Annotated in this window: 11 protein-coding genes; 4 read left to right on the top strand and 7 right to left on the bottom strand. The window is 70.4% G+C overall.

Annotated features, from left to right (window positions below; translation table 11 throughout):
* Positions 1-942, top strand: a 942-nt coding sequence (locus tag AC6EI8_RS18965; RefSeq protein ID WP_498382603.1) for an MBL fold metallo-hydrolase, incomplete at its 5' end; no start/stop codon positions are given.
* A 40-nt stretch (positions 943-982) separates the two neighbouring features.
* On the opposite strand, the gene AC6EI8_RS18960 is transcribed toward AC6EI8_RS18965, so the two are convergent.
* Positions 983-3,004, bottom strand: a complete 2,022-nt coding sequence (locus tag AC6EI8_RS18960; RefSeq protein ID WP_498382602.1) for a sigma-54-dependent Fis family transcriptional regulator — start codon at positions 3,002-3,004, stop codon at positions 983-985.
* Between the two features lie 289 nt (positions 3,005-3,293).
* On the opposite strand from AC6EI8_RS18960, the gene pedF reads away from it, so the two are divergent.
* The gene (pedF, locus tag AC6EI8_RS18955) at positions 3,294-3,779 is read left to right on the top strand and encodes a cytochrome c-550 PedF (protein WP_149318743.1); all 486 of its coding nucleotides are present in this window, start codon (positions 3,294-3,296) and stop codon (positions 3,777-3,779) included.
* A gap of 77 nt (positions 3,780-3,856) precedes the next feature.
* A complete protein-coding gene (locus tag AC6EI8_RS18950; protein ID WP_265632406.1) occupies positions 3,857-4,774 on the top strand; it encodes a substrate-binding periplasmic protein in 918 nt (305 codons plus the stop codon).
* 12 nt (positions 4,775-4,786) lie between these two features.
* On the opposite strand, the gene AC6EI8_RS18945 is transcribed toward AC6EI8_RS18950, so the two are convergent.
* From AC6EI8_RS18945 to AC6EI8_RS18925, 5 genes are all read right to left on the bottom strand, one after another.
* Entirely contained in the window at positions 4,787-5,512 is a 726-nt protein-coding gene (locus AC6EI8_RS18945; RefSeq protein WP_223819731.1) for a DUF2894 domain-containing protein, read from the bottom strand.
* Positions 5,505-6,152, bottom strand: coding sequence for an OmpA family protein (locus AC6EI8_RS18940; protein ID WP_150084012.1), 648 nt, complete (start codon positions 6,150-6,152; stop codon positions 5,505-5,507). Before AC6EI8_RS18940 ends, AC6EI8_RS18945 begins: the two co-directional genes overlap by 8 nt.
* Positions 6,149-8,428 carry a DUF802 domain-containing protein gene (locus tag AC6EI8_RS18935; protein ID WP_498382601.1) on the bottom strand — a complete coding sequence of 760 codons (2,280 nt, stop codon included), beginning with the start codon at positions 8,426-8,428 and terminating at the stop codon, positions 6,149-6,151. Before AC6EI8_RS18935 ends, AC6EI8_RS18940 begins: the two co-directional genes overlap by 4 nt.
* A 10-nt stretch (positions 8,429-8,438) precedes the next feature.
* Complete coding sequence (locus tag AC6EI8_RS18930; RefSeq protein ID WP_498382600.1) at positions 8,439-9,287, bottom strand: DUF3348 domain-containing protein; 849 nt, start codon at positions 9,285-9,287, stop codon at positions 8,439-8,441.
* Between the two features lie 77 nt (positions 9,288-9,364).
* A complete protein-coding gene (locus AC6EI8_RS18925) occupies positions 9,365-9,619 on the bottom strand; it encodes a hypothetical protein (protein WP_149318751.1) in 255 nt (84 codons plus the stop codon).
* A gap of 108 nt (positions 9,620-9,727) precedes the next feature.
* On the opposite strand from AC6EI8_RS18925, the gene AC6EI8_RS18920 reads away from it, so the two are divergent.
* Complete coding sequence (locus AC6EI8_RS18920; RefSeq protein ID WP_498382599.1) at positions 9,728-10,672, top strand: hypothetical protein; 945 nt, start codon at positions 9,728-9,730, stop codon at positions 10,670-10,672.
* 10 nt (positions 10,673-10,682) lie between these two features.
* Here the strand turns inward: AC6EI8_RS18920 and AC6EI8_RS18915 are convergent, their stop codons facing one another.
* On the bottom strand, positions 10,683-11,429 hold the full coding sequence (locus AC6EI8_RS18915) for an NADPH-dependent F420 reductase (RefSeq protein ID WP_498382604.1): 747 nt from the start codon (positions 11,427-11,429) through the stop codon (positions 10,683-10,685).
* Positions 11,430-11,901 lie beyond the last annotated feature (472 nt).

Genomic DNA, 11,901 nt, shown 5'->3' with positions numbered 1-11,901 from the left:
CCGCAGCCGCAGCCGCTTATGTCCCGGGTGCCGTCGCGAGTGTCGTCGCCCGCGCTGTCTCCGGTTCTGTCTCCGCCTCTTTTGCCGCTTCTTTCGCCGCTGGCGCCCGGCGTCTACACCGGCGCGGTGGACGGCGCCGATCCGTCGTTCTCCCCTTCTCTGGTGGCGATCGGTCGTGATGGCGTGCTGGTGGTCGATCCCGGCCCGAATCTGCGCCATGGCCGCCGCCTGATCGCGGCGATCCGGCGGCGGACTGCGCTGCCGGTGCGATGGGTCGTCAATTCGCATCCGCATCCACGGCAGGTGCTGGCCAATGCCGCCTTCGCCGAGCTGCGGCCCCGCCCCGCTTTCCTCGCTTCGCCGGCGACGGTCGAGCGGATGCGATCGCGTTGCGACGCTTGCCTTCGCCAGCTCGTGGCCGAACTGGGGTCGGCGGCGATGGCCGGCACGACCATCGTGCTGCCGCGGCCGGCGCTGCGCGAGGGCACGCCGCTCGTCGCGGGCGGAGTCCGCTGGCGGGTGCGGATCCTTGCCAATGCGCACAGCGCCTCGGACACGGCGCTGTATGCGCCCGCGCTGCGCTTGCTGTACGCCGGCGGCCTGGCCACGGGCGAGCGTGTTCCGGATCTGCGCGACGGCTCGCTGGCGGGCTGGCGCGCTGCGCTGCGCGCGCTGTCGATGTTGCCGGCGGACACCGTGGTGGGCGACGGCGTTGGCACGCCACGGCAATGCATCGTTCCGACGCTGGCCTATCTCGACAGTCTGGAGCGCGGCATCCGGCAGGGGCTGGCCGCTGGCGTGGATGCCGCCGATGCCTTGCGGGCCGTGCCGGGCGAAGCCTTCCGGCACTGGCAGGGCTTTGTGCCGCGGCACGCGCTGAATGTGCAGCGCGCCTGGCTGGAACTGGAGGATGAATGGATGCGCGGCGCGCCGGCCCGATGAGCGCGGGGCATTGGCCGGCGCTGGCCGGCGCGCGGGCAGGTCAGTGCGGCTCGCCCGGTCCCGCGTCCCCATCGGCCTGCAGCAGGCGCTCGGCCTCGCCGAGCTTGCGGTAGACCGTATTGCGCGAGATGCCGAGCGCCTTGGCCGCGGCCGAGATATTGCCGTGATGCGCCTTGACGGTCGCGACGATGGTCAGCGCTTCGACGTCGGCAAGCCGCGTCGGCCGCAGCGGCAGCGGCGGCACCGAATCAGGCGGCGCCACGCCCGGTACCGCCGCAGGGCGCGCACCGCTCGCGGCCGCCGCCGGCGTGGCGGTGCCCGCCACGTTCCGCTCGCGCCAGTCGTCGAGGAAATCGTCGGGCAGGTGCGCTACGTCGATCTCGTCCTCGTCTTCCGCCATCAGCCGCGCCGTGTTCAGCAGGTTGGCCAGTTGGCGAATATTGCCCGGCCAGTGATAGGACGCGAACATCCGCATCACCGGCTCCGCGATCCGCAGCGGCCGCGATGCGCCGCCGTGCCGCGCCAGCACCTTGCTGGCGACGACGTCGAGGTCGGTGCGATCGCGCAGCGCCGGCAGCCGCACCACCAGGCCATTGAGCCGGTAGTACAGGTCCTCGCGGAAGCGGCCCGCCGCGACTTCCTCGCGCAGGTTGCGGTTGGTGGCGCAGATCAGCACGAAATCGACCTCGATCACCTTGTTGCTGCCCAGCGGCGTCACGGACCGCTCCTGCAGCGCCCGCAGCAGCCGTACCTGCAGATGCAGCGGCATGTCGCCGATCTCGTCGAGGAACAGCGTGCCGCCGTTGGCCAGCAGCATCTTGCCGATGCCGCCCTTCTTGCGCGCACCGGTAAACGCGCCCTCCTCGTAGCCGAACAGCTCCGACTCGAACAGCGTCTCGGGAATCGACGCGCAATTGACGGCGACGAACGGGCCTTGCTGCCGCTGGCTCTCGGCGTGGATCGCGCGCGCCAGCAGCTCCTTGCCGGTACCGGTCTCGCCGCAGATCATCACCGGGATGTCCCGGCCCACGACCTTGCGCAGCTTGCCGATCACCGCCGCCATCTGCGGATCGCCGGTATCGAGCTCGTCCAGGCCGCCGGGCTGCTGGGCGTTCGGCAGGCGGCCGCGCCGCGGCGCAGGCGTTTCGCGGGCCTCGGGCATCAGCCCGCCGGAAGGCACCACCGTCGAGCGCGTGATTTCGACCCGGGCCCAGACCTTGACGCCGCTCGACAGCTGCAGCGGCATCACGCCGCCGGGCGCGCTGCGCAGCGCGTCGAACAGCTGGCCCATCGACAGCCCGAACAGCGACGAAAACGTATGCGCCCGCAACGCGCCCACCGACAAACCGAGCTGGAACTGGCCGCTGCGGTTGGCCGACAGGAAGCGCCCGCCCGGCGTGAACGAGGCCAGCCCTTCGGCAATCGTGCCGATGAACTCCTGCCGCGCGTGGAAATGCACGCGCACCATGTCCTGGAAGGCGTTCTCGAACAGATGGTTCTCGATCATCTGCGCCGACATGCGCACCAGCGCCATGGTGTGCTTGTGAAAGCCCCGATGGTCGCCGGTCACGTCGAGCGCGCCGACCGTCTTGCCGTAGGGATCGAAGATCGGCGAGCACGAGCAGGTCAGGAAATGATTGGCGCGCAGGAAGTGTTCGTCGCCGTGGACGAGCGTGGGCAGCCCCTCGGTCAGCGCGGTGCCGATCGCATTGGTGCCCTTGCTCTCCTCGGACCACACCGCGCCGGGACGCAGCGCGACCTTGTCGGCCTTTTCGAGGAAGTCGTCATCGCCCAGCGAATGCAGGATCAGGCCGGCCGTATCGGTCAGGATCACCATGCTGTGGGTGTTGACGATCTGGTCGTACAGCATCTCCATGACCGGCAGCGCGTGCGTGAACAGCGACTGGCTCTTCTCGATCTGGCTGCGCAGGTCGACCGGCGCGACCGGGCCGAAGTCCGGCGACTCGTAGGGGCGCAGCCCGTAGGACTGCGATCGCTGATGGGCCTGGGCGATGGTGTCGGCGTGCGTGCCGCCGTGCGGCTCCGGCTCGTGCGGGGTCATGGATTGTCTCCTGTTCGGCTGCCCGGCATCTTGGTGCCGGATCTTCGGCGATCGGCGCATCCGGGCGAAACCTGCGCACAGTGGGGTGCGCAGTGTTCCGCCGGGGCACTGTTGCATTGTGGAGCAAAATGCTTGCCAGGGTGTTGAATTCGAGGGCGCCCCGGCGGCCATGCTGCGACGCGAGGACGCCGCCGCGTGGCGATTTCCGCCGTTTCCTGGGCCTGGCGCGAGTGGCACAGCTCTTGCGGACGATCGGGGCAAACGATCCCGACAACATCAGGAGACCCCCATGGCGACTTTCCGCCCGCTTCTTTCCGCCCTCGCCCTCTGCGCCGGCCTGGCCGCCGCCACGATGCCGGGCGCCGCCCATGCCCACGGCGACGTCACGCCCCAGGCCGTCGACACCAGCACGTTGCCCCAGCTGGGCAAGGAGTGGAAGCAGGAAAACCCCTACCGCACGGGCCCCGCGCACGACGAGGCGCTGCGCATCGGCAGCTCCGCCTATAACCAGAACTGCGCGCGCTGCCACGGCCTCGACGCGATCTCGGGCGGCATCGCGCCGGACCTGCGCAGTCTCGACTCCGACTGTTCTGCGCTGGCCGACCCGAAGAAGAAGCAAGGCTGCTACAGCGAGATCGATCAGTACTTCGCCACCACCGTGCGCCGCGGCCGCACGCGCGACGGCCGCGTCTACATGCCGCCGTTCGACGAGACGCTGACGCAGGAAGCCGTGTGGGCACTGAAGACCTATCTGGAATCGCGCCGGCCGCAGTGATGGCACGCCGACGAGGCGCTCGCCGCGCGCGGGCGCGCCCGTATCCGCTGCCCTCCCATTCCATTCAGGAGACGACGATGCCCACGCCGCCCCCGCTGTCCCCTCTCTCCCCGCTGTCCCCCGTGCCTTCGAGGCGCGCCGGTCCGGCCGCGCGCCGCCGCCGCGCCGTCGCCCTGCTGCTGCTGTCGGCCGGTCTGGCATGGTCCGCCGGCGCCTGGGCGGATCTGGCCAGGATCCGCGAAAGCGGGCGGCTGAAGGTCGCGGTCTACAAGGCCTTCGCGCCCTTCTCCGATGTCGTCGACGGCAAGCCGACCGGCGTCGATGTCGCGATCGCCGAAGCGCTGAGCCGCCAGCTGAATCTGTCGCTGACGCTCTTGCCCTTCGACGCCGACGAGAACATGGCCGACGACCTGCGCAATATGGTCTGGCGCGGCCACTATCTCGGTTATGGGCCGGCCGACGTGATGCTGCACGTGCCGGTGGACCGCGCCTTCATGCGAGAGAACGACAAGGCGACGATCTTCGCGCCGTACTATCGCGAGCAGTTCGTGCTGGTCCACGACACCGCGCGGCTGCCACAGATCCGCGATCTCGCCGATCTGGCAGGTCTGCCCGTCGGCGCGGAAGCCGGCTCGGCCGGCGCCAATGCGCTGCTGGCCGGAGCCGGCGGCACGCTGCGCGACAAGGTCCGCATCTATCCGTCGCCGCGCGACACGCTGCGCGCGCTGTTTGCCGGCGAGATCGCGGCCGCGATGGTCACACGTTCGCAATACGAGAGCGCCCTCAAGGCCGATGGCCGCACCGCGTCGCAATACGCGGCGGCCGAGGTCTCGTCGCCGCTGCTGCCGCCGCGCGGATGGGCGGTCGGCATGGCGGTAAAGGCGGACAACGCGGAACTGGCCGACGCGGTGCAGCGCGCAGTCGATACGCTGCGCGGCAACGGCGAACTGCAGAAGATCTTCACCGCGGCAGGACTGACGCCGGTGGCGCCGTGATGCGGTGAGGCGCTACGGTTTCGGCGGCGCCGCGGGCCTGGCGCGCGACTGGCGTGCCTTGCCGCGTACGGCCTTCGCCTGACCGCCGACCGGCGGCGCGCCCTTGCTGTCCGGCGCACTATTGCAGTTCATTCGCTCGAGCCGCGACAGCGTATCGACGTACGACAGCAACTGCTGCAGATAGCCGGGCGACAGCTCGCGCATCGCGGACAGCGCGCGGTGGATCAGGTGGTTCGAGTTCAGCGGTCCGGCGTTTTCCGGGACGCGTTCGAGCGATTGCCGCCAGGCGCGCTCCGCGCTGAGGCGGGTCCATGTCTGGCGGACATATTCGACCAGCGCCGGGTCGGGCTGGGGCGGGTGACGCGACGCGATCGCGGTGGCAGTGGTGGCGGTGGCGGTGACCGTGGATATCGCCGCAGGATCGGCGCCCTGCCCCTCGATATCGCCTCTGAGCTGGCGCACCAGTGCCGCCAGCGGTCCTGTCATGCGCCGGCGTTGCGCCGGACCTTGTTCGGGCTGGGTCGCCGTGGCTGCTGCGCGGCCGAGCCCGTCCTCATAGGCTTGCACGAGCCCGGCCAGCCTTTCCTCCAGCCGCCGCCGCGCCTCGCCGCGATGGGCGGACATCCGTCGCGCCAGTGCCTCCAGCAGGCGAAAGCGGACCGGATCCACGCGATCCGCGCCGCTGTCGCGCCATGCGTCGATGCGCGCCAGCATGTCGTCGGCGCCGAGGCTAGCCACCGGACTTCCCCGTTCCCATCGACACGCGCGGGATCGGCGCGATCTCGACGCGGCGGTTGCGGGCGCGGCCTTGCGCGTCCTTGTTCGAGGCCACCGGCTGCTGCGAGCCGAAGGCGGCGGAGAATACCGACGCGGCCGGCACGCCCGCGTCTATCAGCGCGCGCGTCACCGTCAGCGCGCGCTGGGCCGACAACTCCCAGTTGTCGGCGAACTGGCGGTTGCCGTCGCGCACCTGCCGGTCGTCGGTGAAGCCGCTGACCATCAGGATCTCGTCGCGATGGCGCAGATAGGCCTTCAAGGGCGCGGCCAGGCTCTTGAGCACCTCCTGCCCCTCGGGCTGCAGCTCGGCGGAGTTCAACGCGAACAGCACGCTGCCGCTGATGCCGATGCGCCCGTTCACCAGCGTCACGCGCCCCGCGGCCAGCGGGCCGGCCAGCGCCTGTTCCAGGCTCTCGCGGCGATGCATCTCCTGCTGGCGCTGCTTGACCTCGTTGTCCAGCCGCGAGGCGAGTTCGAGCTGGATACCGATCACGCCCAGCAGAATCAGCACGAAGGCGCCGAGCACCACCGACATCAGGTCGCCGAAGACGGCCCAGGTCGGTACGGTCGGCTCGACGCCGGCGTCGATCTCCTCTCTCATGCCGCCTCTGCGTCCGGTGCGCGTTGGCCGGCGACCTGCTGCAGGTCTTCGAGGATCTGCTTCTGCGAGCGCATGCTGAGGTCGACCACTTCGCGGGCCTGCGCCACGTAGTAGGCCAGCTGCTCGTCGCTGCGGGCCATCGACTTGTCGAGCGCGGTCTCGATGCGCTGCAGATGCGCGATCAGCTTGTCGTTCGACTCGCTGAACAGCTGCACCGCCACGCCGAACGCTTCGCCCAGGCTGGCGACCTCGACGGCGCTGCCGGTGACCTGCGCCGCCACCTCGGTCAACTTGCCGGTCTCGGCCTCGACCTTGTCGGTGAAGCGCGAGCCGATGCGTTCGAGCAGTTCCGCGCTGGTACCGACCAGCGTGTCGACCGCCTCGCGTTGCGCGGTGGAGGTCCGGCTGACCTGTTCGAGCAGCGTGGACAGGCTCTCCATCAGGCGGGTGCGTTCCTCCAGCATCGCGTTGTCGCGCGCCATTTCATCGGACAGCTTGCGCCGCAGTTCGGCAATGGCGTCGGCCGCCACGCGCGGCGCTTCGCCGGCGACCTGCGCCAGACGGGCGACTTCGGCGATGGTGGCGCCTGCCTGCGCCTGCGTCTGGGCAGTGATTTCCTGCGCGGTGCGCTCGAGCGTCTCGCAAATCTGCTGCTGCCGCTCCACGGTCTGCGCGCCGGTCGCTTCCCATTGCTGGCGCAGCCCCGCGGCAATGCCGTCCAGCTTCGCGCTCCAGGTGGCGAGACGCTGTTCGTCCTGCGCGGCCAGCTGCGCGCGCAGTTCGGCCTGCGCCTGCGCGACCGTGGTCAGCAGCGCGCTCGCATTCCGTTCGAAGGCGCCGGCGGCCGTCGCCAGCGCCTGCTGGTTCTCGCTGGCGATCGCGCCGATGGCGTGCTCGTGGCTGGACAGCGTCGCGCTCCAGTTGGCGAGCCGCTGCTCGTCCTGCGCGGCCAGCTGCGCGCGCAGCTCGGCCTGCGCCTGTGCGACCGTGGTCAGCAGCGCGCTCGCATTCTGTTCGAAGGCGCCGGCGGCGGTCGCCAGCGCCTGCTGGTTCTCGCTCGCGATCGCGCCGAGGGTGCGCTCGTGGCCGGACAGTGCTTCGTTCCAGCGGGCCGAAGTCGCGGCGGCTGCCGTGTCCATGCGCTGCGCGACCTGCTCCAGCCATCCCGCCGAGCGCTGCTCGAAGTTGGCGGTGAACCCGTCGAGCGTGCCGCGCAGGCCGTCGGCCAGCGCCGCACTGATACGCCGGTGCTCCGCCAGCGCCTCGCTCCACAGGCCGGCCACCTGCGTCGTGGTCGCATCGAAACGCGACGCCAGGCCTTCCAGCTGCTGCTGCATCGATTGCGTGACGGTGTCGCGCAGCCCGGCCGCTTCGCGCGCCAGGCCGCTCATGGTGGCTTCCACCGCCGGCTGGATCGCCGCGCTGGCGGCGCGCGCGCTCTCGGCGACGCCGTCCTTCAGCGATTGCTCGACCGATGCGGCCAGGCGCGTGTACACCGCTTCGGTCTTGCCGTGGAAGGCGTCCTGGCTGGCGGCGAGCCGTTCGGTCAGTGCCTGGCTCTGCTGCTCCATCGCGGCCATCATCGCGTTCAGCCGGTCGACCAGCACCGGCATCGTCTCGGCCTGGCGCTGCATCAGCTTGAAGGCTTCCTCGCGCTGATGGACCCGCGAATGGACACGCAAGGTCGTCGCGATATGAGCGTCGAGCAGCTGCGCGGCGTCGATCCGCTCGCGCCGGCACAGCGCCGACAGCAGCCCCAGCATGGCCGAGGTCGCCACGCCCGCCACCGAGGTACCGAAGGCGAAGCCCAGGCCCTTGACCGGCGCGGCGAGCGAGGCGCGGATGGCCTGCAGATCGGTGGCGGTTTCCAGCGCCAGGCCGGTGCCCTTCAGCGTGGCCACCATGCCGAGAAAGGTGCCGAGCATGCCCAGCAGCACCAGCAGGCCGACGAAGTAGGAGGTCAGCGCGGGACCGGGCAAGGCGACGCGTTCGCCTTCGACGCGCAGCCGTACCGCTTGCCGCAGGCCCGGATCGATGCGTTCGAGCCAGGTGCCGAGGCTGGCCGGCGTCTCGGACAGGCCGCCGACGGCCTGTGTCAGGCTCGCCGTCGCGCGGCGATAGCGGTGCAGCTCGAACGCGCCCCCGACATAGAAGCCGCCGATCAGCAGCGTCACGGCGAACGCCAGCGCATTCGAGCCCGCGTAGCCGGCGCCGATCCAGCCGACGGCCAGCAGGCCCGCCAGGAACACAACAAGTTGAATAGGGAATCGGGTCATGATGTTCTGGTTAGCTGCCGGATCGATTGGCGCCAAGGGCCGCGACCAATCCCTCGACGGGTTGGAAGCGCAGGTCCAGTTCGGCCAGCAGCAGGTCTTCCATATCGCGGCGGAACACGCGGCGCCATGCGCCGGGCGCGACCGTCGCCGTCACGCCGGCCGGCTCGGGCCTTGCAGTGGTGTCGGTGGGTTGCGCGGCTTCGGCGGCTTCGGGGGCTTCGGCCGTATTGTGGGTATTGTCGGTATTGGCGGTGTTGGCGCTCGCCGCCCGGGCCAGCGCGTTTTCCTCCGCCTGCCGCAAGCGCAGGTAGTGCGCCTCGAGCACGGCCGGCAGGTTGGCCAGCAACGCCTGCTCCCGCGCGCCCATCACGCGTTCCATCACCGCATCGAGCATGGCGAGCCGGCCCTGGCCGGGACGCCGGGCCAGCGCCCCGCGCAGGCGGCCGCGCAGATCGCCGATGGCGGTCTCCATCCTCTGCTGCAGCGTCTGGTAGCGCTGGCGGTAGATCGCAAAATCGGCCGACGCATCGAGCGCCTCCGCCGGCATGGGCCGGACCGGACTGCGCCGCCCCCTGGCCGAGGCCCGATCATCGCGGATGGCGTCGACCAGCATCGCCCGCACCCGCGCGCTGTCGGCGGCTTCGTCGCCGACGGCCGCACGCGCGCCGGCCGCGGGCACGGCCGGCGGATTGCCGTTGAGTGCCGACGACAAGGCGATCGCGTCGGTCCAGCCCAGCCATTGGCTCAGCTGGCCCGACAGCGACGGGGCCGATTCGGGGGCCTGGGCTTCGGTCAGGTGCGCAAGCAACCGGATCAGCGTCTGTCCGCCGGGGGCTGCGCTCGGGGGCACTTGCAACATAGCGCCTGAGTGAAAAACCCCGCAGTTTACACTGCCGGGGGCGCGTTTCGGCCGCGGCGGGCGTAAGCCCGCGATCGCTACGGTCGGGTCTGCGCCCTGAGCTGATCGTTCGCCAGTTGCAGCATGCGCAGCGCTTCGTCGAAGACGCCGGCCGTACGTGGATCGGCCAGTCCTTGCGCTTGCGCGCCGTCCCGGTCTGCCGTGACACCGCGTATCAGTGCATCGAGCATGCCGGGCTGCTGTTGTTCCGCGCGCTGCAGCAGCATGTGCAGCAGGTAAGCGCAGGCGCCGAGGCGGTGCTCGTCGGGGTGCTGGGGATTTGGGGCGCTCATCGTCATCCTCCCTGGTCGGTGTCAGCGGAAATCTGGCTACTGAGACGGAACGGTCCGGCGCGCAGGCATTCTACCGTCGCCCAGCGCAGCGGCCGGCGGCATGGCGTCTTGAGCGAGGCACGCTTCCTGCGGTCCGCGCCGCAAATCGGAAGCGCGCTGCGGCGGGGCTGGCCAGAATCGCGCGGTCCGCGTCGCGGACACGAGCCGGACCGCGGTGGCGGCGCAGCAGCACGCCAGCCGGCACGCCGCGGCTCCTCCCTCAACGCTCACCTCCATACTTCTCCCATGCACACCTCTTCGACGGGCGCCGCCGCGCCCCAGCAGGCCATTTCCCTTCCATTTCCGCTTGAGTCCGGCGCCAATCCCGCGGCGGCACGCGGGTTACCTCTACTGGAGTTAGACGCCGGCGAAGCGCGCGTCGCGCTCGAACCGCGCCCCGACATTCTCCGACTGAACGCGGTATTCCAGGCGCTGGAGCAGGAAAGGCAGCGAGATCCGGGCGCACATCCGCGCGATCTGCTTGGCACGCTGCTGGAAAGCCATCAGTTCCGGCTGAGCAACTGCCTGATCCAGGACGTCGAGCGGGCGGGCGGCCTCGTCAACCGGCGCGACACCACGTCGGCCGAAACGCTGGCGGCCAGCATTGCGCGGTACCTCGCCGGCCCGAATCTTCCGCGGGACGACACGTTGCGGGGGCGTCTCGCCTCGGTCCTCGGCAACGCCGAGCGGCCGCAGGTGGCCGGCAGGACAACGGCACGCGCGGGGCTGCTGGAGCAAGCCGCGCATCTCGCGCTGCGCCCGGACGCTTCGCCTTCGTTGGTCTGCGCCATGGAGCAAGCGCTGGCAGCGATGCCGGCGGATCTGCAGGCCGCCTGGCTGGCCGAGTGGCTGTCGTGGCCGCAGCCGCCCGCCGGTATCCAGGACAAGGCGATGGCACTGATCCACGGCGGTCAATTGAGCGACGCGGCGCGGACGAACCTGCTGGCAAAGGTCACCGTGCGCAATCTGATGAGCCCGCCGGCGGGCTCGCCAGCGTCGCTGTATCGGCTGTGATCGCCGAGCGCTAGCGCCCGGCAGGCTGCGCCGGCACTGCGGCCCTCGCCTTCTGCCGCAGTTCCTCGGCGCTGCCGACCTGCCGGAACAGCGGCCCGCCGGGCGCGAAGCTGTCGGCGATCTTCAACGGACCGATGACGACAGGCTCGAAGCCGGCGGCCCGCACCAGTTCGGAGGCGGTGTCGAGCGCGGCCCGGTCGTCGCCGGCGATGGGTATCGCGATCCGCGGTTCCTGATGGTGCCGGGTCGCAAAATCGCTGGCGCTGGTGAAATTGAAGGCGCGCACGATGCGCGCCCCCGGCAGGTATTTCGACGTGGTCGGACCGATGCCGTTGGCCAGCGCATCCTCGCCCGCGGCGCCATCGCGATGGCGATAGGCGTTGGTGGCGTCCAGCACCACCTTGCCGGCCATCCCGCGGCCATGCGCCTTGCCGATCTCGGGCAGCGCGCCGTAGGGCACGGCAACGAACAGCACGTCACCGAAAGCGACCGCCTCCGCCACGGTGCCCGCCCGGGCCAGCGGCCCCAGGCCATCGACCAGCGGCTTGAGCTGTTCCGGATGCCGCGACGAGAACAAGACCGGATAGCCGGCCTTGACCCATAGCCCTCCGACCGTGCCACCGATCCGGCCGCTGCCGATCACGCCGATCTGCATCGGCTTGCTGCCCGATGGACGGGGCACCGACTGCTGCGGCGAAGGCGAAGGTGAAGCGGATTGCGCCGAGGCGAGGCCGGGCCATGCGGCCGGCAGCAGCATCGCGCCACCGACTGCCAGCAGCCGCCGCCGGTGCGCATCCGGGCGCTGCGGCAGCGGCAATGGATTCGATGGCCTCAATGGGGGCGCTAACCGAGTCGGCAAATGGATCGGCAACTGTGCCGGCAAGCGCGTCCGCAGCAGGCGCGGAAGCCGACGCAATAACGGGCGGTCCATGGCAATGTCCTCCAAGCGGCAAGCGGTGGCGGGAAGAGCGGCGTGAACGCTGCCCTGACCGCGGCTACTGTGGCCACTCTAGGTCAAATTGCCGGTGGCCTCCATGCCGTTGCCGCCAGCGCTGCGGCTTAGAATGCCTGTCCAACGCCGCCTTGTCCCGCCAGCCGGCGATGCAACGCCGATCGATTTTTCCCGCATGGACCCCAGTCTCGACGTCAGCCTCGACCGTTTGTCATCCGAACCCCTGAGCGCGCAGATCGCCGGCAATCTGCGCCTGGCGATCCGCGACGGGCGGCTG

This window comes from Cupriavidus sp. R6-3 (genome assembly GCF_059772245.1).
This window is presented reverse-complemented; position numbering and strand designations above follow the sequence as displayed.

Excerpts from the sequence above, each read along its gene's own strand:
- AC6EI8_RS18935 (WP_498382601.1), bottom strand. The coding sequence starts at position 8,428 with ATGACCCGATTCCCTATTCAACTTGTTGTGTTCCTGGCGGGCCTGCTG.
- pedF (WP_149318743.1), top strand. The coding sequence starts at position 3,294 with ATGGCGACTTTCCGCCCGCTTCTTTCCGCCCTCGCCCTCTGCGCCGGC.
- AC6EI8_RS18960 (WP_498382602.1), bottom strand. The coding sequence starts at position 3,004 with ATGACCCCGCACGAGCCGGAGCCGCACGGCGGCACGCACGCCGACACC.
- AC6EI8_RS18940 (WP_150084012.1), bottom strand. The coding sequence starts at position 6,152 with ATGAGAGAGGAGATCGACGCCGGCGTCGAGCCGACCGTACCGACCTGG.
- AC6EI8_RS18915 (WP_498382604.1), bottom strand. The coding sequence starts at position 11,429 with ATGCTGCTGCCGGCCGCATGGCCCGGCCTCGCCTCGGCGCAATCCGCT.
- AC6EI8_RS18930 (WP_498382600.1), bottom strand. The coding sequence starts at position 9,287 with ATGTTGCAAGTGCCCCCGAGCGCAGCCCCCGGCGGACAGACGCTGATC.
- AC6EI8_RS18950 (WP_265632406.1), top strand. The coding sequence starts at position 3,857 with ATGCCCACGCCGCCCCCGCTGTCCCCTCTCTCCCCGCTGTCCCCCGTG.
- AC6EI8_RS18925 (WP_149318751.1), bottom strand. The coding sequence starts at position 9,619 with ATGAGCGCCCCAAATCCCCAGCACCCCGACGAGCACCGCCTCGGCGCC.